The organism is Campylobacter sp. US50a (assembly GCF_004379015.1).
Taxonomy (GTDB): domain Bacteria; phylum Campylobacterota; class Campylobacteria; order Campylobacterales; family Campylobacteraceae; genus Campylobacter_D; species Campylobacter_D jejuni.
Genome location: NZ_RYYJ01000016.1, coordinates 1 through 20,760 on the forward strand (window position 1 = coordinate 1; position 20,760 = coordinate 20,760).

General features: G+C 23.2%; 30 protein-coding genes. 10 read left to right on the forward strand and 20 right to left on the reverse strand.

Translation table 11 applies throughout. From position 1 onward, the window contains the following. Nucleotides 1–181 precede the first annotated feature (181 nt). The 7 genes from ELQ11_RS08720 to ELQ11_RS08750 all read left to right on the forward strand — a co-directional run bounded on the left by ELQ11_RS08720 (nucleotide 182) and on the right by ELQ11_RS08750 (nucleotide 3,427). Nucleotides 182–640, forward strand: coding sequence for a YopX family protein (locus ELQ11_RS08720; RefSeq protein ID WP_134225267.1), 459 nt, complete (start codon nucleotides 182–184; stop codon nucleotides 638–640). Next, a complete protein-coding gene (locus ELQ11_RS08725; protein ID WP_052773979.1) occupies nucleotides 637–855 on the forward strand; it encodes a hypothetical protein in 219 nt (72 codons plus the stop codon). Before ELQ11_RS08720 ends, ELQ11_RS08725 begins: the two co-directional genes overlap by 4 nt. Nucleotides 856–975: 120 nt before the next feature. Continuing rightward, nucleotides 976–1,488 carry a YopX family protein gene (locus tag ELQ11_RS08730; RefSeq protein WP_070275218.1) on the forward strand — a complete coding sequence of 171 codons (513 nt, stop codon included), beginning with the start codon at nucleotides 976–978 and terminating at the stop codon, nucleotides 1,486–1,488. A 31-nt stretch (nucleotides 1,489–1,519) separates the two neighbouring features. Next, nucleotides 1,520–1,939: a YopX family protein gene (locus tag ELQ11_RS08735; protein ID WP_134225268.1), complete on the forward strand. Its 420-nt coding sequence runs from the start codon at nucleotides 1,520–1,522 to the stop codon at nucleotides 1,937–1,939. A gap of 75 nt (nucleotides 1,940–2,014) precedes the next feature. Then, nucleotides 2,015–2,677: an AAA family ATPase gene (locus tag ELQ11_RS08740; protein ID WP_070273890.1), complete on the forward strand. Its 663-nt coding sequence runs from the start codon at nucleotides 2,015–2,017 to the stop codon at nucleotides 2,675–2,677. Between the two features lie 16 nt (nucleotides 2,678–2,693). Continuing rightward, entirely contained in the window at nucleotides 2,694–2,969 is a 276-nt protein-coding gene (locus tag ELQ11_RS08745; protein WP_070273891.1) for a hypothetical protein, read from the forward strand. Between the two features lie 11 nt (nucleotides 2,970–2,980). Beyond that, nucleotides 2,981–3,427, forward strand: coding sequence for a hypothetical protein (locus ELQ11_RS08750; protein WP_070273892.1), 447 nt, complete (start codon nucleotides 2,981–2,983; stop codon nucleotides 3,425–3,427). Between the two features lie 62 nt (nucleotides 3,428–3,489). Here the strand turns inward: ELQ11_RS08750 and ELQ11_RS08755 are convergent, their stop codons facing one another. The 20 genes from ELQ11_RS08755 to ELQ11_RS08850 form a co-directional block, all read right to left on the reverse strand. Beyond that, nucleotides 3,490–5,307: a TraM recognition domain-containing protein gene (locus ELQ11_RS08755; protein WP_134225269.1), complete on the reverse strand. Its 1,818-nt coding sequence runs from the start codon at nucleotides 5,305–5,307 to the stop codon at nucleotides 3,490–3,492. Nucleotides 5,308–5,309: 2 nt separating this feature from the next. Then, a complete protein-coding gene (locus ELQ11_RS08760; protein WP_070273894.1) occupies nucleotides 5,310–5,600 on the reverse strand; it encodes a hypothetical protein in 291 nt (96 codons plus the stop codon). A gap of 3 nt (nucleotides 5,601–5,603) precedes the next feature. Next, a complete protein-coding gene (locus ELQ11_RS08765) occupies nucleotides 5,604–6,476 on the reverse strand; it encodes a hypothetical protein (RefSeq protein ID WP_134225270.1) in 873 nt (290 codons plus the stop codon). Further along, nucleotides 6,473–8,848, reverse strand: coding sequence for an ATP-binding protein (locus ELQ11_RS08770; protein WP_134225271.1), 2,376 nt, complete (start codon nucleotides 8,846–8,848; stop codon nucleotides 6,473–6,475). The genes ELQ11_RS08765 and ELQ11_RS08770 overlap by 4 nt, the downstream gene beginning before the upstream one ends. Before the next feature lie 62 nt (nucleotides 8,849–8,910). Further along, nucleotides 8,911–9,462: a transglycosylase SLT domain-containing protein gene (locus ELQ11_RS08775; RefSeq protein ID WP_070273897.1), complete on the reverse strand. Its 552-nt coding sequence runs from the start codon at nucleotides 9,460–9,462 to the stop codon at nucleotides 8,911–8,913. Continuing rightward, on the reverse strand, nucleotides 9,459–10,031 hold the full coding sequence (locus ELQ11_RS08780) for a hypothetical protein (protein ID WP_079861687.1): 573 nt from the start codon (nucleotides 10,029–10,031) through the stop codon (nucleotides 9,459–9,461). Before ELQ11_RS08780 ends, ELQ11_RS08775 begins: the two co-directional genes overlap by 4 nt. A gap of 8 nt (nucleotides 10,032–10,039) precedes the next feature. Beyond that, on the reverse strand, nucleotides 10,040–10,516 hold the full coding sequence (locus tag ELQ11_RS08785; protein WP_070273898.1) for a hypothetical protein: 477 nt from the start codon (nucleotides 10,514–10,516) through the stop codon (nucleotides 10,040–10,042). Nucleotides 10,517–10,526: 10 nt separating this feature from the next. Beyond that, nucleotides 10,527–11,333 carry a hypothetical protein gene (locus ELQ11_RS08790; RefSeq protein WP_126231988.1) on the reverse strand — a complete coding sequence of 269 codons (807 nt, stop codon included), beginning with the start codon at nucleotides 11,331–11,333 and terminating at the stop codon, nucleotides 10,527–10,529. Between the two features lies 1 nt (nucleotide 11,334). Then, nucleotides 11,335–12,447, reverse strand: a complete 1,113-nt coding sequence (locus ELQ11_RS08795) for a hypothetical protein (RefSeq protein WP_070273900.1) — start codon at nucleotides 12,445–12,447, stop codon at nucleotides 11,335–11,337. Nucleotides 12,448–12,457: 10 nt separating this feature from the next. Then, nucleotides 12,458–12,691, reverse strand: a complete 234-nt coding sequence (locus ELQ11_RS08800; protein ID WP_070273901.1) for a hypothetical protein — start codon at nucleotides 12,689–12,691, stop codon at nucleotides 12,458–12,460. An 11-nt stretch (nucleotides 12,692–12,702) separates the two neighbouring features. Further along, a complete protein-coding gene (locus tag ELQ11_RS08805; RefSeq protein ID WP_070273902.1) occupies nucleotides 12,703–13,350 on the reverse strand; it encodes a hypothetical protein in 648 nt (215 codons plus the stop codon). Then, complete coding sequence (locus ELQ11_RS08810; RefSeq protein ID WP_070273903.1) at nucleotides 13,347–14,276, reverse strand: hypothetical protein; 930 nt, start codon at nucleotides 14,274–14,276, stop codon at nucleotides 13,347–13,349. Before ELQ11_RS08810 ends, ELQ11_RS08805 begins: the two co-directional genes overlap by 4 nt. After that, on the reverse strand, nucleotides 14,269–14,529 hold the full coding sequence (locus ELQ11_RS08815; protein ID WP_070273904.1) for a hypothetical protein: 261 nt from the start codon (nucleotides 14,527–14,529) through the stop codon (nucleotides 14,269–14,271). Before ELQ11_RS08815 ends, ELQ11_RS08810 begins: the two co-directional genes overlap by 8 nt. Continuing rightward, nucleotides 14,501–15,322, reverse strand: coding sequence for a hypothetical protein (locus ELQ11_RS08820; protein WP_070273905.1), 822 nt, complete (start codon nucleotides 15,320–15,322; stop codon nucleotides 14,501–14,503). Before ELQ11_RS08820 ends, ELQ11_RS08815 begins: the two co-directional genes overlap by 29 nt. Then, nucleotides 15,322–15,558, reverse strand: a complete 237-nt coding sequence (locus ELQ11_RS08825; RefSeq protein WP_134225272.1) for a hypothetical protein — start codon at nucleotides 15,556–15,558, stop codon at nucleotides 15,322–15,324. The genes ELQ11_RS08820 and ELQ11_RS08825 overlap by 1 nt, the downstream gene beginning before the upstream one ends. Further along, nucleotides 15,551–16,168, reverse strand: a complete 618-nt coding sequence (locus tag ELQ11_RS08830; RefSeq protein WP_134225273.1) for a hypothetical protein — start codon at nucleotides 16,166–16,168, stop codon at nucleotides 15,551–15,553. Before ELQ11_RS08830 ends, ELQ11_RS08825 begins: the two co-directional genes overlap by 8 nt. Nucleotides 16,169–16,187: 19 nt before the next feature. Beyond that, entirely contained in the window at nucleotides 16,188–16,466 is a 279-nt protein-coding gene (locus ELQ11_RS08835; RefSeq protein ID WP_134225274.1) for a hypothetical protein, read from the reverse strand. 15 nt (nucleotides 16,467–16,481) lie between these two features. Beyond that, nucleotides 16,482–17,231, reverse strand: coding sequence for a hypothetical protein (locus ELQ11_RS08840; protein ID WP_070273909.1), 750 nt, complete (start codon nucleotides 17,229–17,231; stop codon nucleotides 16,482–16,484). Between the two features lie 523 nt (nucleotides 17,232–17,754). Then, complete coding sequence (locus ELQ11_RS08845) at nucleotides 17,755–18,090, reverse strand: hypothetical protein (RefSeq protein WP_134225275.1); 336 nt, start codon at nucleotides 18,088–18,090, stop codon at nucleotides 17,755–17,757. Beyond that, nucleotides 18,084–18,500, reverse strand: a complete 417-nt coding sequence (locus tag ELQ11_RS08850) for a hypothetical protein (RefSeq protein WP_134225276.1) — start codon at nucleotides 18,498–18,500, stop codon at nucleotides 18,084–18,086. Before ELQ11_RS08850 ends, ELQ11_RS08845 begins: the two co-directional genes overlap by 7 nt. A gap of 181 nt (nucleotides 18,501–18,681) precedes the next feature. Between ELQ11_RS08850 and ELQ11_RS08855 the strand changes: the two genes are divergently transcribed. The 3 genes from ELQ11_RS08855 to ELQ11_RS08865 all read left to right on the forward strand — a co-directional run bounded on the left by ELQ11_RS08855 (nucleotide 18,682) and on the right by ELQ11_RS08865 (nucleotide 20,704). Then, nucleotides 18,682–19,308, forward strand: coding sequence for a hypothetical protein (locus tag ELQ11_RS08855; RefSeq protein ID WP_134225277.1), 627 nt, complete (start codon nucleotides 18,682–18,684; stop codon nucleotides 19,306–19,308). A gap of 3 nt (nucleotides 19,309–19,311) precedes the next feature. After that, nucleotides 19,312–19,644 carry a hypothetical protein gene (locus ELQ11_RS08860; protein WP_134225278.1) on the forward strand — a complete coding sequence of 111 codons (333 nt, stop codon included), beginning with the start codon at nucleotides 19,312–19,314 and terminating at the stop codon, nucleotides 19,642–19,644. Between the two features lie 205 nt (nucleotides 19,645–19,849). After that, nucleotides 19,850–20,704 (forward strand): hypothetical protein, encoded by an 855-nt coding sequence (locus tag ELQ11_RS08865; RefSeq protein ID WP_148123991.1) that lies wholly within the window; start codon nucleotides 19,850–19,852, stop codon nucleotides 20,702–20,704. Nucleotides 20,705–20,760 lie beyond the last annotated feature (56 nt).

Consider the following 20,760-nt stretch of genomic DNA (forward strand, 5'->3'; position numbering starts at 1 on the left):
CATTTTGTTATAATTCAATTATAATTTTTTATTTAAGTTTATTTTTATATATAATACTATATAATATTATATAATATTATATAATATAATATAATATAATATAATATAATATAATATAATATAATATAATATAATATAATATAATATAATACTAATTATCTTTGGAATAAAAGGAGAAAAAATGAAATTAAAAGATTTTGATTTTAGGATTTGGAGTTACAATATTGAGGAGTATTTACAACCTAAGAACACTTACCTTGCTATAGTTAAGGATGAGAAGGGCTTAGACAGCTATGAAAAAGTTCTAGATGTTGCAGATGATTGTAGTGGACATGATTACCCATTGTATCAGTATGGTGATAGTGCTGATGTTGAGGTGGAACTCTTTACAGGATTCCATGACAAAAATGATACAAAGATATATGAAGGTGACATACTCCGTATACAACTAGACTACAATAAAGTAGAAAAGGGCTTTGTCCAATACCATAATGGGATATTTAAGGTTATAAATAGGAAAGCTTCTCAAGCTTCTCAAGCTTCTCATGAGTATTGTGTAACCTTTTTAGGAATATGTTACATAAAGGACTGTGTTGAAATCATCGGCAATATCCACGAAAACGCGGAGTTGCTAAAATGAAAATATTAGATTTATTTAAAGTCAAGGTTTATTATTTTTGTAGTTATAAGGCAAATAAAGAGGATAAAATTATAACAGGCAGTTGTTTAGTAGATTATAGTAGATATTTTTGGAAAAAAACAGATTTTGAAGTTGTTTATCATCTTATTTCTAATCAAATAAAAAAAGATTTAAAAGCTACTGGTATTTATTTCACGCAATTTCATAAATTATAAATCGGAGAATTAAAATGAATTATGGAACATTAACAATTAAGCCAAAAGTTTTTGGGACAATTTATGTTATTTTGGTTTTTAGTTCTATGGATAAATAAATAATTATACAAAGGAGAAACAGTGAAATTAAAAGATTTTGATTTTAGAATTTGGGATAATATTGAAAAGAAGTATATTAAAACACCGCACGGTTTATATATTGAAAATACCGAACATAACGATGCTAGTAACTGTAATCGTATCATAGAGAATTATGACCACGTAGGATTTTCAGTAGATAACCCATATGATTGGAAAAATAAGGAATATTTTAATAATGAAAATGCGTTTTCCATAGAATTATTTACAGGCTATTTTGATAAAAATGGAAATAAAATCTATGAAAATGATATTCTCATGAATGAACTGACTGAAGAGATTTTTTATATTACTAGAGATGACACTTATAAAATGTCTGAAATAATCCTTTATGGTAAAGACTATAATGGAAACCTTTACAGAAAAAGAAATTCTGGTGGTATCAATTTGTTAAAAATGCTTGTTTCAGATAAAAACATGAGTGTTGTTGGCAATATTCACGAAAATCCAGAACTGTTAGAAGAGGGTAAACAATGGAAATTAGCGAACTTATAAAGTTAGTATTGTTATAGGGTATGGAGAGATAATGAAACTACAAAATTTTGATTTCAGGATATGGAACAATAATTCTAAAACCTATGAAGCAGGAAGTATAATAGAGTCGTTAGGTTTTATAACTAGCGTATTTAATCAATTAACCTATGAAAAACCTACTATAGATTATGAAATCGAGCTATGGACTGGTTATTTTGATAAGAACGGAAATAAGATTTATGAAGGGGATATTATTAAATATGTTTATATATTTAAACATGAGCTTCTGGATAAAGGTATGATTAAAAAATTACCTAAAAAAGTAAGCATAGGTTGTGTAGGAATTGATAATTTTCTTGGTTTTAGAATATTGAAAAATAAAGAACTTCAATGCTTTATGAAAGATATTGCAAATATCGAAATCATAGGTAATATACATGAAAATGCGGATTTATTAGAAGTTAAGGAGTAAAAATTTTATAATATAATATAATATAATACTATATAATACTATATAATATAAAACTTAAAGTAAGGAGAAAACAAAATGATTATTTCTATTGCAAATGAAAAAGGTGGAAGTGGAAAAACAACTATTGCAACTAATTTGGCTTTTAAATTGGCTTTTGAAGGTATAGATTTAATGTTAGTTGATGCTGATCCACAAAGAAGTGTTGAAACATTTATTGATTATAGGGTCAATAATGACTTGGAGTTGCCTTTTAGTTCTATGTCAAAAATAGGTAGTTCTTTAAGTCAAGAGGTTATTAAATTAAAAGAAAAATATGATAGTATTATTATTGATACTGGAGGGCGTGATAGTAAAGAAATGCGTCAAGCTTTTGTAGTAAGTGATTTAATTTTAATTCCAACTATTGCGAGTGGTTATGATTTAGCTGTTTTAAATAAAATGCTTGAGATCATTAAAGAAGCAAGTGTTATTAACGATAAATTAAAAGTTTTAATTTTTATTAATAGAGCTTCTCCAAATCCATTTTTGAAAGAAAAAATTAAAAATTTAAAAGAATATTTAAATGAGAAAGATATTCCTGATAATGTTAAAATAGCAGAAACTATAATTTTTGAAAGAGAAAGTTATAGAAATGCAGTTTATGATGGTTTGAGTGTTATAGAATTAAAAGAAAAAAATAAAGCTAAAGAAGAAATAGAAACTTTTTATAGTGAAATTTTAGAATATTGTAAAAATTAATTATAAGGAGATTAAAATGTCAAAAACAAATCCATTTAAAAAAATTGATTTTGTTGAAAAAGAAAAGAAAGAAAAAGATTTAAACGATAAATTAGAAAGAAAATTTATTGAAGAAGCTAGAGGTGAAACTAGTTATGAAGCTAAATTAAAAAAGAGTAAATTAATAATAATGGAATATAATTTATATAAGAGATTAATTAAATATATTTCCGAGAAAGGAAGCAGAGTTGAGTCCCAAAATTATGTTATTAATTTAGCTTTAGATGACTGGCTTACTAAAAAAGGTTTTTGAAAAAAAGATAAATGTATAAGATTATATGGACTTGTCAAAATTGCTTATTTCAAAATAAACTTAAATCAATAAAAGCAGCTAAACAAACTAATCATATTTTAATAGATTTAAATTGTAATAATGAGATAATTTTGACATGCTATAAATGCAAGGCACAAAGTATTTTTAAAATTGATTTTCAATTAATTTCAATTGAAAAAGAAAATAAAATAGAATTTGAAGATAAAAGAATTAAAAGATTAAAAATTTTTAATAAAAATAGAGCTAGTAAAAATAAAAGAATTGTTTTTAATGCTCTTAATTCATTATTTAAAGAAAAATATTATTCAAATGGAAAAATAGATATTAAAACTTTATGTGATGATACTAATTTGAATTATCTAACTGTGGTTAAATATATAAAAGAATTTGAAAAAGAAAATGAAGAATTAAAAAATAAAAATGATATAGATTTGTGAATATCATAGTAACTTTAGAATGTAGGAAATTATTCTAAAGTTACTATTTCTTATTTTCATAATTAAACTTTTAGTTCTTTTAAAATTCTATAAGCTTCTTTAATAAATTGTCTTTTATTTATATATTGAGTTAATGGAATTTTTTTGTCGCTCATTCCTTCATAAGTAACTTTTTTTCCTAAAGTAAGTAAAGAGCTTTCCGCTTGGGCTATAGCTCTGTGTAATTTTCCATTCGCAAATACCATCATCTCACCGTTATTCATGTTTGCAACTTCATTATGTTCGAAAGCAGGTTTTTCTTCAAAGTCATAAGAATCTTCTATGCTTCCTTCCCCTTTAGCAAATTCTCTTCTTTTTGTAAATTTTCTTTTCATAACTTTAATCTTATCTACCATTTTTTGATAAAACTCTGTGGTTTCTGGATGAAGAGTTTTCATAATAATATGCACTCCTGTTACATCTATAATTTCTTTTTTTTCATATTCAGCTTTTGCTATAACATCAATTTGTGCTAATGATTGAAATATTGGCATAATTGAAATACCTAGAGAACGAGATTTAGATTCTAGTCTTCCAAAACCTTCTATAGCGTAAGAGCCAAATTCATCACCAAAAAATGCAAATGGAATTTTTGGTTCTTTTGCAAATTTTGCTTTTTGAGCTGCAACACCTTTAATTAATCCTAAAAACAATCTTCCAAGTTCTTTAGGAGTGGTATCAGAGTCCATAGTTGGTAAAGTTACAAAAATGATTTTGTTTCTTTGAGTTGCTTCCCATAAAGAAATATCAGGATTTGGAGCATTAAAAATTTTTCCATAATCAGAACTTAAATTTGTTAAAACATTTCTCCATGCTCCAACACAAACGCTTACATCATAAACTCCTTGTCCTGAGTTTTGTGGATTAATTTTTTTATACATTTCATCTATCCAGTTTTTATCGTTTTTATCACCATTTAAAAAATCATTAATATCAACTTCAATTGTTGTCGAAACATATTTCACATAATCCATTAAACCTATATTGTTTTTTGCTAAATCTTTATATTCTATAGCGTATTTTAATAAACTAGCTAAACTCATCATATTTGTTAAAGCTGAAAAATCAAAAATAAAATCTTTTTCATTATCTCTTTTGTAAACCATAAGTTTTAAAACATTTTTCATAAATTCTTTTTGTTTTTCTTTCCATTCATTTTCTTCGCCAATTAGTAAAGCTATTAAAATTTCGTATATAGCTAAAGCTCCTCCACTTAATAACGGATTAATAGTATGAGTATTATCCATGTCTAATAAATTTAAATGAACAAAATCATCTTCTCTACCTAAACTTGCTACAAGTCCATAAATTTCTTTTGCAAATTCAACCGTTCCTTTTCCATCTATTATAAAACATCCGCCACCTAGTTTCACATATTGTTCTATAAGTCCTTTCATTAAAACCGATTTTCCTGCACCAATAGTAGCCATAACCAAAAAGTGTCTTTTCATTGTTTCGGCATTAATTAATAAAGGACGAATTTTATTATTTTTCTTTTTTCCGCTTTTAACAGCATCGCCATAAAATTTTTTTACTTCAGTTCCTAAAGAAATAAGATAATCTTTATTTTTTTCATTTGGTATAATAGCTTCTTTTTCATCTTTTTCTTCTTCGCACATTGATAAATTTACTGCAATAAAAGCTGTTAAAATGGAAACGATAATAACAAAAACAAGAATATTAGAATTATTTTTATAAAAAGACATAATTATTAAAAATATTATATTTAAATAAACTAAGCTATTTAAAAATAAAATAAAATCATTATTTTTTCTCAAATATTCCAATATATTCATTCTTTGTGGTTTTATATGCTGAACTTGAGCGTCAATATATTCCATTTTTACCTCATTTCATTTTGTTTTTTAAATTCAAATATTTTTCTATTTATTTCTAATAAATCATTACTTAAAATTTTATTGTTTTTTTCAATTATATTAATCTGAGTTATTATTGTGTTTTTGTTTGTTTCGATACTTTTTTGTAATATTTTTAATACTTCTTCTTGTTTTGATAATCTTGTGATAATATAATTTTTATAATCATTGTAAGAAGAATTAATTTGTGATGAGCAAACACAAGCGTTAAGTGTTTGACTTAGAATATATAAAATAATAAAAAATCTAATAATCATTTTTTAACCTTTGTATATTGTCTTATCGCTATCATTTTCTAAAGCATAGCTTTCATCGAAAATTTTATCATTTGTAGGATTATCATTATGCTCTCCTTTTAAATATTCCTTAACTCTATTTTTATGTTCTAAATACTTATAATAAATTACAGCACCTTTTCTTTTGATACAATTTAAATGAACTAGATCAACAGCTCCTAAAAATTCAATTTCTTTTTCATTTTTAGCTAAAATATCTAAATTTGCTACTCCTATATTAAATCTTGAAGTATAATTTTCCCATAAATCTAATAGAAAGAATTCCAAACAATTATTATTTTCTTTTAATTTATTTTCATAATTAATATTAATTTCTTGTTGTTTAATAAAATTTTGTGCTTTTTTGAAAATAATATTATGAATTTTATAATTCTCAATTTCATTTAAATTTTCAATTTTTGTTAATTCCATATTTTTATAATTTATAAAAAATTCAGGAACTATATAACCGTTTTTCATTAGTTTTTTTGAATTTTCATTGACTGATACTTCAATTCTATCTCTTTTTATTATTCTTCTATTTTTATAAAATTCATCAATCATTTTAGAGTCAACCTCATCAAAATATCTCTGCTGGTTTGCTATAATATCAAGTCCTTTAACTTTAATTCTTTTTTTAATATATTTAAGCATTAAAATTAAAAATGGTATTAAAATTAAATAGTATAAACTTTTTTCAGGTTTTGAATCATCAGCAATAAAAAATGTAAAACATATAAATGAAACCAAACCAATTACATAAGAAAAATTTTCATAGATAAATTGATTTAAAATATCTGTTTTTGACTTTTTATAAAATATAAAAGCTAATATAATAAAAAAAATAGATACTATCATTTCTTATCTTCCTGTTCGTTTTCTTTTTTAATATCATCAGGATTTGTTGTAAAAATTTTCATTTCATTTTCTGGAATATCAAATTTCATGTGGAAAATTCCTTTTGAATACCAAAAGCACATTTCATGTTCTTCTGTATTTGTTAATGCTATTTCTACATTTTTTGGAATATCAAAATTTTCTTTAGCTTCATTAATTGCTTCTAATTTTTTCAAAGGAGATAGCATAAAAATTCTTGTATCTAAATTTTTTAATATTCTTTTTGGAATATGATCAGCATCTTGAACGATAAAACATAAATGAACGCCGTATTTTCTAGATTCGAAAGCTATCTTTTCAAACATAGTTGTAAAATAATTTACTCTAAAATAATTTCTAGCTTCTTCTATAGCATAAAAAATTTTAGGAAAGTCTAATCCTTGGTTTTTTCTTAATAGTGCATACTCTCTATCTTTTAAATAAGTTTTTTGGAATATAGATAAAAATATTGGAGTAAATAAAGAACTTTCTTTAAAATTATTTAAATCCATGGATAAAAAATCAACATCGCTAATATCAATTTTATCAAAATCAGAAAAAATTTCTAATTTATCTATACCATCTAATTTTCTAGCTAAATTTAAATAATCTTGTCTCTCATTTTCTTTAATTTGTTGATTTTGTCCTTCTTTATTTGCAAATTTAATTACATCTATTAGTAAAGGAGTTTTTAGAAAATTAAATTCTTTTTCTTTAATATCTTGCAAAAAAGTAGATTCCAAATAATTTAAATTAATTAATTTTTCATAAACTTCTTTATTTTTATCCTTTAAGTCTCTAACTCTATATCTTTGATATTGTTTTGTATGATATATTTTTCTTATAATTGATTTAAAATTTCCACTTTCATTGCTTGTTAATGGTTCTGAATTTTGCGTTTCTAGAATAATAGAAACCAAATCTGTATTAAATGTTAAATCAGCTTCGAATAATTCTTTATTTTCAAAATCGATAAAGCCAACTAGATTGTAAGAAAAGTCATAAAAATTTGAAGCGATATGTGCTATATTATTATCAGGATTTAGCTTTATTAATCTAATTAATTTTTCATCAGAAAAGCCTATATCATAACTTCTAATTCTTACATTAACTCCATTTTTTCCCAAATTGGAACATTTTCCATTTTCAAAATTTAAACCTATCATTTGAGAGATAATTTTTTGTTTAGCCACAGATTTTCCTGCACCTGATTTAGCAATAATACAAGAGTGCGGGTTGAAGTTTTCTTCTTGAAAAGCAAAATTAACAAAAGCTCCATTTTTATCAATTCCGTAAATATCAGGCGTATTAGTTTGTTTTTTGTGAGTAGAAGCTATAAAATTATGCAAAAAGCTATCTTTAACAATAAAATCAAATTCACTATCTCTAAATTTTAAAGGTGTTTTTTGAAGATGAGAACTTTTATACGATTCTTTGGAAATAAATGAAGTTTTTAAATAACTTCCTAAAGAGCCTATAATTTCACTATCATACTTTTTTAAATAAGCTATTGCGTTAACAACAACTAAATCATATTCTTTGTTTTCATAAGATTTTTTTAATTCTACAAAAGGTTTTTTATCTCCTAGCAATTTAGAATAATTGATTAATTTATCAATATGTTTTTCAATTTGCAAAGTTGAAATATCAAAATAAAACCAAATAGATCCTTCAAAATTTAATTTAAATATTTTTTCTATACTAGCTTGATTTATGTCTAAGTGTCTAAAACCTTGAAAAATTTCAATATCATTATAATTTTTTCTTATAGCTTGTTTTGCTAATCTTTTAAAAATCATAAATTCAGGTTCGCTTAACTCCGTGTTTTTTTGTATAGTTAATGCTGTTTTAAGTTTTTTATCTTCTTCATAAAAATTATTTTGCAAATATTGATTATAAATAATATTGCATAATTCAACTCCACTTAATAAATTAACGCCAAAATATGAAGCTAGAATTTTTATTAAAGTTTTGTTGTATGATAGAATATATTGTTTTTGAAATTTTTCTTGTTTTTGCAAAACATAATAAAAAAAAGCATCGTTATTTTCTTTCAAATTTGAAATTAAAGAATCAATTTCATTGGAATTTATATAATTTGGTAAAGTTGAATAAGAAGAGATTTCAATTCCGAAAAGTTCGGAATAAGGAGTATTGCATAAAATAGAATTTTCTTTAATAGAGTCAATTAACAATAAAGAATTACTGTGATATTCGTTAAATAAAGTATATAATGGTGTTGCTAATTTATCAAAAAAGCAAGAGCTTATATTTGTATTTGGATCTTTCTTTTTAAATCCAAAATAAGTTCCAGCTAATGCTAATCCACTTAAAGCTAATAATGTAATATTCATGAAATTTCCTTATTAATAAATATTATCTTAAATATAATTTTTTATTATATTTAAGATAATATTTAGCCAAAATCTTTAAGATAATGACTTAAAAATCTTTTATAATAATCATAGTTTTTTCCCAATTTATTCCCTTTGTTATAGCATTCAATGGTATTTTTTACATTTTTAAATTTGTTTTTGCATTGATACAAAATATCAACGGCTTTAGAGATATTGTAATCAAGATTAAAAATATAGTCTAATTCCTGTAAGGTAAAATTTTGAGAATTAATTTGCATTAAGCCAACATCTATTTTATAACCTTTTTGTATAAAGAATATGGCTATTTTTTTTAAAGTATTAATATCAGAATTAATTTGGATTAAATATTTATTTTTATAATTAAGATTTTTAATTTTAATATTTTTTCCTATGATATTAACTTTTTTATCACTTACAAATGCTATAACATTTGTATTAAAATTACTTTCAATCTTTGCTATAGTATAAAGTATTTTTTTATCAATATTGTATTTTAAAGCATTATATTTTAAAGCGTTTGCTATTTCTTTTGAATTAATATTGCAAAAAGATAAACTAAAAGTTAAAAACATTAAAATTATTATTTTCATTTTTTTATCTTTTTAATTTGATTTACAATATTTTTATTTTCATTTTTGTTTTCATAATATTCTTTAACCTTAGGATTTTTAAATTCCATTGCTTTATTAAGATTTCTATCAGAATAAAAGGTTATAATTGCTTCATCAGAGGGGGATAGTGGCGGGATGAGACCCTCCCCTTTGATTTTATCTGTTGCAATTCTAAAACGCACTCCATTATTATTTTGCCACTCATATACTTTTCCACCTCTACCATCATCAAAAGGCTCTTTGAATACTTTTAAATATTCTCTTATAGAATTACCTAAATTTAAAAGTTCATCTAGGGTAATTTCTCCTTCACTTCCCTTTTCTAAATGAAATTTAATGTGTTTTGCACCTTTGCCTTTATCTCTTTTTATATTATGAAAACCCTTAATATAATGAATTATATAATCTATAACAGCATTTTCTATGAGTTCTAAATCTGTATTTATAAGAGTTGAATTTTTATTATTAAAACTTACATTATAAATACCTCTTATTTCTTGCTTAAGTTTTTGAGTCCTATTTTTAAGTTGTTCTAGCTTTTTTTTCACAATATATCCTAAAAAAGTTGAGCAAAAATATTAAATTTAAAACATATAAACAATAAAAGTCCAAAAGATAACATAGACATTAAAAACGATAAATTGACTATTATAGAATTTTGTTTAACATTAGAATAAACTGGTTTTGTTTTGCCTCCCAACTCTCTTCTTAATTCTTCAATTATTTCGTGTTGTTTTTTAGCAAAATCTTCTTGTAATAAAGATTTTAGAAAATTTGTATAATTATTACCAGAATTTTCTTCACTTTGTTCGATTACTTCTTCGATGATCTCGCTAGTTTCATTAATGTGATTAATCATTTCATTATTTAAAGTATTCATCGTTTTCGTTGAATTGCTTTTTAATATTGATAAATGCTGTGCATTAACCACTGTATCTTCTCTTAATTCCTTAACTTCTTTTTGTAAAGTTAAAACTAGATGAACTAGTTTGTCGCTTAATTCTTTATTTTTTAAAGTCATTTCATCATTCATTTTATCTCCTTTAAATATTTGAAGAATTTGATTTTATAAGTGGATAAATTTTTAAACTTTCTATTCTTAAACCATAAGGATTAATATCATTAGATTTACTTAAATCAAAACTTCCTTCACTAACAATTTTAAATATTCCTTGTTGTTGAGTATAAGCTCCTTGGCTTATAATCCAACTTTGTGCAATAACTTTAATAGATAATTCAATCTTATATTTGTTTCCATTGTATTCATATTTATCCAAAGAATAATCTTTTATTGAAATATATTCTGGAAGTTTATCTTCTGCAACCGCTGAAATAAGCCATTGTGTATAAGCGATTAAATCGCCTAAAGCTTTTTTATTAACTTTTATATTTTTTGCATCATCTGCTTTTGAATCAATATAATAATAAAAAATATTTCTAAGGGTAGGAACGCCTTTTAAAACTTCACCATAATTTTTAAAACTATTTTTTTCAAAATTATTAGTAAGTTGAGATTTTGAAACAATGAAGTTATTTACATAGACTGAAATTGCATATTGTTTTAAATATTCTGCTCTTAAAGGCTCTTTCGTAACCTTTAAGGCTCTCCCATCACTAGTTGTTAGAACTACTTTTCCATTATTATCTTCGACAACTTTTTCAAGTTTTTCCATTCTTGAGCTTATATTTGAAACTTCATAAGCGACTATAAGTAACGATAAACCTATAAATAAACCTACATACTTCCAATTTTTTCCAAAAAATTGTTCGCATTTAAAATTAAGATTTTCTTCTTTTCTTATTTCTTTTTTTGAATGATTATTTTTTTCTTTATTGTTTTCCATTGTCATTTTACTCTTCTTTATTTGAATTATCCGAATTTGCATCTTGAATGATTTTATCAATTTCAGCTTTTGCACCTTGTTCATCAAATTTTTGTGCTAAAATTACTTCTTTGTCTGCTAAAAGCTTTGCGATTTCATATTTTTTTTGCCATTTTTCTTCAATTTGAGATATAGTTTCAATTTCAATTGCTTGTTGCTTTCTAATTTTGGCAATCATTTCTGGTCTTAAATCTCTTCTGATACCATTAACATATTCTTGAGTAGGAATAGCTATCTTTTCATATTTTCTAGCTGATAAAGCTTGTCCTATTTCAATATTTTTTGCAAGGTCGAATTGTTTTTTGTTTTGTTGAACTAGATTTTTAGCTAAATCTTCATTGTTTTCATTGTCTTTTCCATTTTGAATTTTACTTCTAACGAGAGAACTTATATCACTTGGACTAGTATCTTTTAATATTTTTTTATAATTTTTAACGCTTTCACTAATTCCTTTTTTATATTCTTCTAAATTTGCAGGAGCTTGCAAATCTTCAATTTTAATTTCAGATGGATCAGTTTTAGCACCATTACTTTTTGCATAATCCATAAATAAATTTACTACTTCTTGATTTCCTTGTTTTAAATATTCTAAAACTTGATTTTCTGGAGAATTTTTATTTGTTATTGAATTTATATCCCATGTTCGTAAATAAGTTTTCATATCTTGTCCATTAGGTAGTTTAGACAAAAATTGTTTAGTTTCATCATCAGCATTTAAACTCGCATACTCTGCAAAATCACTAACTTGTTTTGAAGCATAATCAGAAAATTTTTTAACTTTTGCATTACAAAAAGCATTAGCTCCACTTAAACCAATTTGTTTTCCGCCTTCTCCGCCTATTAAAGAACAAGAGTCTATTTTTAACTTATCAATTGCACTAGCAATTTTACAAATATCAAAATCTGTATCAAAATCAATTTTTGTATCAAAACAAGTTTCAGAGAGAGATAAAGAATTTGAAAAAATATTATCAAATTTTTTATCAAGTTTTCCAAGAACATTATCAACTACATCATCTAATGAAACGGCATTAAGATTTATTATTGCTAATAAGCTAAAAACTAAAAAATATTTTTTCATTTTATCTCCTTTATTTTTTATTTTTTTCTAAATAGTCAAGTATTAAATAGCGAATAACTTTTTCTTTATCTGTAGTATTGTATTTTTCTACCATTTCTGTATTATTCATAGCCATTACATTTTTTTGTATTTGTTCAAAAGCTGTAAAATTATCTTTTAATTCAAAATAAGCCCAACCAATTAAAACAATAAAAAAAACACTTAAAACAAAAAATATTTTTAATAATAATTTAATTGTTTTCATTTCATATCGCTTTATTTACAAATTTGAAATTCTTCACAAAAATTTTGTTTTTCTGTATTTGTAAAAAATAAAACTTGATAAGATGTTCCTTCGTCAGAAAAAACAACATTAGCTTTTTTCAAAATATCTAAATTTCTTGAGTTTTTTTCAACTGATAAAGTTTTTTTATTTGCAAGTTGTGATACTTTTTGTGGCATTTTATTTATATTAGAATCTCTATAAGATAATTGAACACTATTTTTTTCATTTATATTTAATTCTAAATTTTGATTAATATTAGGTTTTATTTGCGGAATAGAAGCGTATTTAGCAAAAAGTTCATCTATATTAATTTCTTTTTCAATTTTTGAAGGTAAAACTCTAAGTTTCACTAAACCATTATCATCAATTTCTTGCCAAACTTGCGGATAGGTAAGATTTTGATTTTTTATAAGATATTTTCCGATTTCATAAGCTTTCAGTTCGTTTTGATAATTTTTCAACATATCCTTAGCCGCTAAAAATGCTTCTTTAACTCCTTGCTCATAACCACTGCTAAAACCATTTTCATAGCCTCTTTGATAGAAAAAATCTTCTGTGCTAGTATTTTGAGCATAAAGGCTATTTGAAATTCCAAATAAAATAAATAGACAAATTTTTAATTTATGATTTGATTTCATTTTACATATTCTCCTTTTTTATTTACTTTTAAATCAATCCATATTTTTGTTTTTGGAACAATTTGATACAAATAAGGTAAGTCTTCTTTTGCTATGTCAGCAAAAGCTTTAACAGCACTTGCAGTTACATTAACAGCTCCTTTAATTAAATAGTCCAAAGGATCTGGTTTTTCAGTATTTGTATTTTGAATAGCTTGAGGATAAACATTTCCTTGCCCATCAGAAATATTTACATAACTGATGTTTTGTTTTTTCTTGCTTTCTTCTAAAGCTCTTAAATATTCATTAGTTGAATTTTTAACTTCATCACTTCCAAGACTTAAAGCTCCATATCCAACTTTTGCTAACATTCTATCATTAACAAAAGTAGCTATATTGTATGAAGTCTTTTTTTCATTTGTTACAATAGAGCTTTTTACTTCAAATCTTACTCCGTTTTTTTCTATATATTTTGGATCAACTACCAAAGAAGCTTTTTCATTCAAATTGATTAAATTTCCAAACATTACTATTGAGCCAACATTTGTTTGACAATCAAGACGAAGGCTTGCTGGTTGTTTTCCAACATTAATTTCATCTTTTATAAAGCAATAGCCTTTAACAACGGCTAATTCTTCAGGGTTAGTTATATTGGTATCTTTAACTAGATTTTCTTCTTTAATATTTGCGACTAAAATGTTTTCTCCAGTTTTGCCAATAATTTCTACACCTCTTGGATTTTGAGCTTGAAAATAACGATTCCAATTTAATATAGTTTCACTATAATATTTTTTATTGCTATTTTTATTAATATTTATAGGGTCTAAAGATTTTTCTGTAATAACTTTTCTTCCTTCGCTTGCACTTTGTATAATGCTTTGTGATTCTTTTGAAGCAAAAAGACTTAATGGCAATAAAAACAATAAAATATAATTTTTTTTAATCATTAAAATACCTCATGCCTGTTTTATAAATATTTTGTTCATTTTCCTTTTTTTCTTTATAATTAAAAAAATCCTTTAATGCTAAATTAAAGTCTTCTAAAATTTGCGGATCAATTTTTACTTCTTTGTTTGATGTTTCACTTGGTAAAAAGTATTTTTTATCATTTGGAATATCATTTGTTTGAACCTTTGAACTGCAAGCTATAAAAGAATAAGCACAAAATAAATTACATATTACAACAATTATTTTTTTCATTTTTAGCCTTTTTATTTTTAATAGTAATATCTTTTATAGAAAAATAAATATTTTCACCTACAATTTTTACAAATTTTTCACCTGAATTTGTTGTAATATTTTTTTCAATTTCATATTCTTTTCCACTTTTAACAAACCCTTTTTCTATATAATTTTTACTATCTTTTTCACTGCCTCCTAAGCTATAATAAGACATAGCTTTGGTATTATTAAGAGTAAAAATTTCGTATGATTTTTTAGGAATGCTTTTTGGCTTATTAGAACTTTTAATTTGTTTAATAGGAATTTTTTCAATAATTTTCGTTTCAATAATAACACCTGATGCTTTAGCTTCATCAAGTAATTTTTCATAAAATCTTTTATAAAGATAAGGATAAGTAATAATTTCTTTTATATTTTTTTGAATTTTAAAATCTTTTGCATTAAGTTTAAATTTTGAAATTAAAGATTTAATTTTTTCTCTAGCATCTATTTCTCTTTCAAATTCTCCAAAAGTAATAAATTCTTTTGTTAAATGACTTTCATATCCTTCTCGTGATGAAATTACTTGTAAAAATAGTGCTTCATTTAATGGAATGTTTTCAATATTATAAACAATTAAATAAGGTTTATTGATTTCAATTTTCTTATAAGAAAAACCATCAATTTGAGCTTGAAATTTTAAAGCTTCTAAACCAGCTTCAAAGCCATCTTTAAAATTCTTATCATTTGGTTCATAAAAAGCGTAAGAAGTTGAAGATAAAATTAAAAAGCTAAAAGCTAGAAAAGATTTTTTTATATTTGATATTTTCATTATAAAGTCCTTTTAATATTTGTTTGGTTTAATAATAAAGTTTTATCGTAACTTAGTATTGAGTTAAAATTTTGTTTTTTAGCAATTTCTAAAAAATCAAATCCGAGATTATGTTCATTAATTACATCATAAATAGTATCTATTTCTTTTTGCAACTTTTGAACTTTTCTTATAGCATTGTTTAATTCTAAAGCTAAATTTGTTAAAACCATTGCAGTTGCAACTTCATTATTCATTTTTATCTCCTAAAAATCTTAGATTATAGCTATAATCCAAATTTTCATCTCTAAAGCGAATGAAGTTATTATTAATATCTTCAATTAAATACCAGTCTAAAAATTTATCTCCAATTTGATATTCTTTTAGATCATATTTAAAAGTTTTGTCTAATAAGGTAATATCTTTTTGAATTTCTTTTAAATAAACAACCATATCTTTAGGTTTTTGAGTTTTGCTAATTTTTTTAATAGCTTCTTCTTGTTTCATTGCTTCAAAAGAAATATCTGAGATGTCAGGAATTTCTTCTTTTTTAGAAACATTTTTATTTGTAATATTTAAATCTTTTTTGTCTTCAAGGACAAAAGGGTTATTTAGTTTGGGTGGGTTTTGATTTTGAATTTCTTTAGCAGGTTCTTTAAATTCATAAGTTGAATTTTTTTCTACATTTTGTGCTTGAATAGGTGTTTCAATGCTTTTAGCTTCAAATTCATTGGTTTTTTTATTTGGATTAGTAACTATTAAAAAAATAAATAATAAAACGAAAAATATACCAATAATAATTATTATTGATTTTGTTTTATTTTTTTCATAGTAATTTTTAATATTATCTATGTTAATTTTTTTCATTTTTATTTCCTTTCAAATTTTAATCTTCATTTAATGTAAAATTGAATTGATTATTTCTAATAATTCCATGTTCTTTTATTTCTTCAAATATTGTTTTGTTTTTATAAAATTTAAAATTTTCTAAAATTCCTTTATTTTTTTCTTCTAAATTTTGAACATGATTGCAAATTACTAGAATGCAAGCTTTTAATTGTTCATATTCTTCATTTGTTTTTTTTATTTTTAACTCCATAATTTCATTTTTCATTTTTAACTCCATAATTTCATTTTCTAAAAAATTTAATCTTTCATTTTGCATATATATATTCCTTGTCTATTTATATATAGTGTTATTATCTACTCTATATTTTTTTCCTTGAATAAATATATTTCCATATTTTTCATCTTCTACAATCCGATAAGAAATATCATTAATTTGTATATAGGAATATTTTCTTTTTGGAAGAGAATTATATTCTTTAATATAAGCCTGAATAACCTCTAAATCATCTAATTTTTCTAAATTGGAATAAGAATAAATAAGATTTAATTTATCCATTTCTTCATTTTTTTCATAAAAAGTTGCTAAAATATTTAAAATGTGATTAACATCTTTTAATTTATAAAGAATAGTTAAATTAGCTATTTTAAAATCTGCATTAGGGCGAATTAAAATTGCATTATTTTCATATTTTAAAACTGCCATAGGAGAGCTAGAATCTACATGGCTAACTATACTACCTTGTGGCAATAAAAGAGTAAAAGTAAAATAAGGGTGTAAACTAATACTATCCATGCTCGATAAAGGTCTAATTACAGGTTTATAGTTTATTTCTTTTTGTGAAAATCTATCAAAAGCTTCTTTAATTTCTTGATCTTTTTTCTGTATAGAATCAATTTCTTTAGGATTTAAATTTAAATAAAATTCATTGGCTTTTAAATCATCATATCCATCGGACTTATTTTGAGTTTGTAACTCGTTTGGAGTAGGTGCAATAAAATTTTTTGGTTCTAGTTCATCCTTAGAAAATGCAAAACTTTGTAAAAGCAATGTAAAAAAACATATTTTTTTAAAATTTGTCATTAAATATCCTTGATTTGATTTTTCATTATCATAAAATGAGAAATTATTTTATTTTCTTCATTATAAATTGAAAAAATTCTGTATTTAAAATCAATGTAAATAAGCAAAAAAATGCTAAATAAAATAAAATATTTAAAAGTATAAGGCATTAAAAAAAAGTCATTAATATAAAAAGATATTAAAATTCCAATTATAAATAAAAAAATAATTAATACTTTTCTTAGTAAATTTTCTAAAAAATTAATTGATAAAAGTAAAATAAAAGATAGTATATAGGCAATAATATTTCTGGTATTAAAATAAAAATCATATTGATTAAAAACAAAATAAAAAATAATAAATATAGGTGCATATTTTAAAATTAAAAAAAGATAAAAATTAAAAGGTTTAAAGGCAAATTGATTATTTAGTTCTAAATTTTTATATATAAAATCACTAAAATTAATTTTACATTTTAGTGATTTGTTAAAACTCCAAAAGAAGTAAGGAAATTTTGTAGTTCTAATATTTAAAAGCTTTTCCATTATTCTAATCCTTCTTTTGAAATTTGGTTGGATTGTAAAGAAATATTTTGTTTTAATAAAAACAATATTTCTTTATTTTTAATATTTTTTTCACGAGTTAAAGCAATTTTTTCATCAAGCTCTTTATTATTTTTTTCAATAGATGTTAAGAGATCTTGATATTTTTCTTTCACTATTTTTAACTCATTATTTACTTTATTAAAAGCAGTTTTTAAATCATTTTTTGTTTGCTCTTTACCATTTTGAACATTTTGATTGCAAGGGACATAATAGCATTTAGCAAAAGAATTTGTAGCAAGCAATACAATTGATATAAAAACTATTTTTTTTACCATTTAACACTTCTCAAGAAATCATATATTTTGTTAGCTAGCTCGTTAAAATCTCCATATAATGCACGAGAAATTAGCATTACTATAACCGCATATACAAAAAATCCAGCTATTGCACAACCAGCTAAAATTACAAATAATTTAAAAGTTGATTGATCCTGTTCTGCTTTTTTGGATTGAAATTTATATCCCAAAACTACACCAACTATTATAGCAACGAGAGGCAAAACGACAGAAAAACCCCAAGACATAATAGCACCTAAAATAGTTTTTCCACCTTCACTTGCACTTCTAATAGCTTCAGCAGCTTCTGCAAATTCATCAGCTGCATTTAAATGAATAGCAAAGAAAAGTGCCATTAAAAACATAATCTGTTTAGTATTTTTAGTATTAAAACTTTTTAAATACTTCATTTGAATCCTTTATTTTTTAATTGTTTTTTGAATATCATCCGCAATTTTACAAAAAAACAAAATTTGAAAAATAAAAGATTTCTGAAACTAGAACAAAATTTCCCACTTTAAGAAAACTTTTATTTTTTTTATTTATTTTTTTAATACAATCACAAGAAAATAATAAATAAGGATAAATTCAATGATTGAAATTAATGCAAAAGAGCCAGAAATTTTAGATAAAGAAACAATTTTAAAAGGGAAAAAAATTGCAAATGGTTTAATATCTAGATTTAAAGAATATAAAAGTAAAGCAGATAATGCAACTTATATTTTAAAGCAAAATAGAATAGATATTAATGATAATGACGCTTATGTTGAAAAAGGCTTTTTTGCATTTTTAGCAGATTTGTTGCAAATTAAAAAAATGAATTTAGATTCTGATAATTTAATTTCGGAACTTTGGAAGAATGAAAAATTATCAAGAGAAAGTTTAGCCAATCACTTAAAAGAAGAATTAAATAAATATTCTAATTTAGAAAAAGAAGTTTTAAAAGAAAAGGGTTTAGAAAATGTTAATTTTGAAAAAATAGCTAAGAATTTAGAAAATGAAAAAATTATAAATCTAACTTCTCAAATTTTAGAGAATAAAATAAAAGATTTTAAAAAAGAAAATCCAAATATAGAAAATATTGCTAATATTGAAAATGATTCAAAAATAAAAGAAATTAAAGCTAATGATGTTATAAAAGCTTTCAATTCTTCAAATGAAAAAGAATTAACAAAAGAAAAAATTAATATAGCAAAAAATATTATTACTAAAAGATAAAGTATGAAAAAAATAATTTTATTTTTTTTATTTTTGTTTGTATCTAATTCTTATGCTGGAGTTTGGAGCTCTATGTCTAAAAGTGGATTTAATGAAGCCTATACAGAACTTAATGATTTTGTAAAAAATCAAAATTCTTATATTGAAAAATTTTGGAATGAAGAAATTAAACCAATTATAGATAAAATTGCAAAAAATGAAAAAGAAAAAGAAAAGAAATTAAAAATTTTAAGAGAATTAGAGAAAAATAACTTAATAACCGATAAAAAAATTGAATTCTTATTAAATCAAAAAAAAGAATTATTAAGCAATGAAGCAAATATTATTTCAAAATAATAAATTATATTATTATTGTAATATAATTTTATAATTAAAGTATAATTTTTTAATTATAAAAAATAATGTGTATAGATTTGCAAAAATAAGGAACATAATGAAGCAAATATTATTTCAAAATAATAAATTATATATTCAATTTTATATTTTTTTAATAAAATTATATTACAATAATAATATAATTTTTAGTTTTAAAGGTTAAAAATTGATGAAAGATTTAAATGTTTTAGCAACGAAAGATCATTATTATATTGATAAAAAAACAGATATGGAAACTTCACGGCATAGTGTTGTTGCTCAAAAATTTACAAATAGAGAGCAATTTGTTAAATTTTTTGCAGAAAATTTATTCGTTTTAAATAATTTAAGTGGCAATGAAATGAAATTTTTTATTAATTGTTTAAGTTTTATGAATTATCAAAATACTATAATTATTAATAGTGATTTTAGAAAAGATCTTTCTAAATTATTAGATATTAGTCTTCCAGCAATTTCAAATCATTTAAAAACTTTGATAGAGAAAGAAATACTAATACATTTAAATCCAAAGGATTTAAATGAGTCCGAAAAACAATATTTTAAATTAACAGATAGACAAACTAAAATGTATCTTATCAATCCTAAAGTAGTTGGAAAAGGAAGTTTTAGAGATTTAAAAGAAATGCGTCAAATTTTAATTAGAAGATTTAATTTTGATGATTTAAGATTTGAACAAGAAATTATTGATGAAAGAGAATATAATACAAATTTCGATAAAACAAAAAAATATCAAGTCGCGGATATTATTAAAAGTAAAAATGATAATAGCGAGAATACTACTATTATTATAGATGAAAAGAAAGAAGCTATAGATAATAACAATAATGAAAATAATGCTATTTTATCTTTATCTGCTGAGCTTAAAACAACTTTAAATGAGATAAAAAAAGATTATATTAGACAAATTCAAGGAATTGAAAAAATCGTTAATAAAGTTCAAGATCAGCTTATTGAAAATAATCAAATAGAAGAATATAAAGATTTAAAAACTATATATAATGGATTGTCAAATGTTAAATAACAATAACCTTCTTATCGGGGGGGGGGGGGGGTTGTTTTTGGCCCCCATTTTATAAA

Bases quoted from the DNA above. Each gene is read 5' to 3' on its own strand.
- ELQ11_RS08800 (WP_070273901.1), bottom strand. From the start codon at position 12,691: ATGAAAACAATTAAATTATTATTAAAAATATTTTTTGTTTTAAGTGTT.
- ELQ11_RS08775 (WP_070273897.1), bottom strand. From the start codon at position 9,462: ATGAAAATAATAATTTTAATGTTTTTAACTTTTAGTTTATCTTTTTGC.
- ELQ11_RS08820 (WP_070273905.1), bottom strand. From the start codon at position 15,322: ATGAAAATATCAAATATAAAAAAATCTTTTCTAGCTTTTAGCTTTTTA.
- ELQ11_RS08770 (WP_134225271.1), bottom strand. From the start codon at position 8,848: ATGAATATTACATTATTAGCTTTAAGTGGATTAGCATTAGCTGGAACT.
- ELQ11_RS08805 (WP_070273902.1), bottom strand. From the start codon at position 13,350: ATGAAATCAAATCATAAATTAAAAATTTGTCTATTTATTTTATTTGGA.
- ELQ11_RS08830 (WP_134225273.1), bottom strand. From the start codon at position 16,168: ATGAAAAAAATTAACATAGATAATATTAAAAATTACTATGAAAAAAAT.
- ELQ11_RS08745 (WP_070273891.1), top strand. From the start codon at position 2,694: ATGTCAAAAACAAATCCATTTAAAAAAATTGATTTTGTTGAAAAAGAA.
- ELQ11_RS08750 (WP_070273892.1), top strand. From the start codon at position 2,981: ATGTATAAGATTATATGGACTTGTCAAAATTGCTTATTTCAAAATAAA.
- ELQ11_RS08835 (WP_134225274.1), bottom strand. From the start codon at position 16,466: ATGCAAAATGAAAGATTAAATTTTTTAGAAAATGAAATTATGGAGTTA.
- ELQ11_RS08725 (WP_052773979.1), top strand. From the start codon at position 637: ATGAAAATATTAGATTTATTTAAAGTCAAGGTTTATTATTTTTGTAGT.
- ELQ11_RS08765 (WP_134225270.1), bottom strand. From the start codon at position 6,476: ATGATAGTATCTATTTTTTTTATTATATTAGCTTTTATATTTTATAAA.
- ELQ11_RS08860 (WP_134225278.1), top strand. From the start codon at position 19,312: ATGAAAAAAATAATTTTATTTTTTTTATTTTTGTTTGTATCTAATTCT.
- ELQ11_RS08720 (WP_134225267.1), top strand. From the start codon at position 182: ATGAAATTAAAAGATTTTGATTTTAGGATTTGGAGTTACAATATTGAG.
- ELQ11_RS08735 (WP_134225268.1), top strand. From the start codon at position 1,520: ATGAAACTACAAAATTTTGATTTCAGGATATGGAACAATAATTCTAAA.
- ELQ11_RS08825 (WP_134225272.1), bottom strand. From the start codon at position 15,558: ATGAATAATGAAGTTGCAACTGCAATGGTTTTAACAAATTTAGCTTTA.
- ELQ11_RS08755 (WP_134225269.1), bottom strand. From the start codon at position 5,307: ATGGAATATATTGACGCTCAAGTTCAGCATATAAAACCACAAAGAATG.
- ELQ11_RS08740 (WP_070273890.1), top strand. From the start codon at position 2,015: ATGATTATTTCTATTGCAAATGAAAAAGGTGGAAGTGGAAAAACAACT.
- ELQ11_RS08845 (WP_134225275.1), bottom strand. From the start codon at position 18,090: ATGGTAAAAAAAATAGTTTTTATATCAATTGTATTGCTTGCTACAAAT.
- ELQ11_RS08850 (WP_134225276.1), bottom strand. From the start codon at position 18,500: ATGAAGTATTTAAAAAGTTTTAATACTAAAAATACTAAACAGATTATG.
- ELQ11_RS08795 (WP_070273900.1), bottom strand. From the start codon at position 12,447: ATGAAAAAATATTTTTTAGTTTTTAGCTTATTAGCAATAATAAATCTT.
- ELQ11_RS08855 (WP_134225277.1), top strand. From the start codon at position 18,682: ATGATTGAAATTAATGCAAAAGAGCCAGAAATTTTAGATAAAGAAACA.
- ELQ11_RS08815 (WP_070273904.1), bottom strand. From the start codon at position 14,529: ATGAAAAAAATAATTGTTGTAATATGTAATTTATTTTGTGCTTATTCT.
- ELQ11_RS08810 (WP_070273903.1), bottom strand. From the start codon at position 14,276: ATGATTAAAAAAAATTATATTTTATTGTTTTTATTGCCATTAAGTCTT.
- ELQ11_RS08790 (WP_126231988.1), bottom strand. From the start codon at position 11,333: ATGACAATGGAAAACAATAAAGAAAAAAATAATCATTCAAAAAAAGAA.
- ELQ11_RS08785 (WP_070273898.1), bottom strand. From the start codon at position 10,516: ATGAATGATGAAATGACTTTAAAAAATAAAGAATTAAGCGACAAACTA.
- ELQ11_RS08760 (WP_070273894.1), bottom strand. From the start codon at position 5,600: ATGATTATTAGATTTTTTATTATTTTATATATTCTAAGTCAAACACTT.
- ELQ11_RS08840 (WP_070273909.1), bottom strand. From the start codon at position 17,231: ATGACAAATTTTAAAAAAATATGTTTTTTTACATTGCTTTTACAAAGT.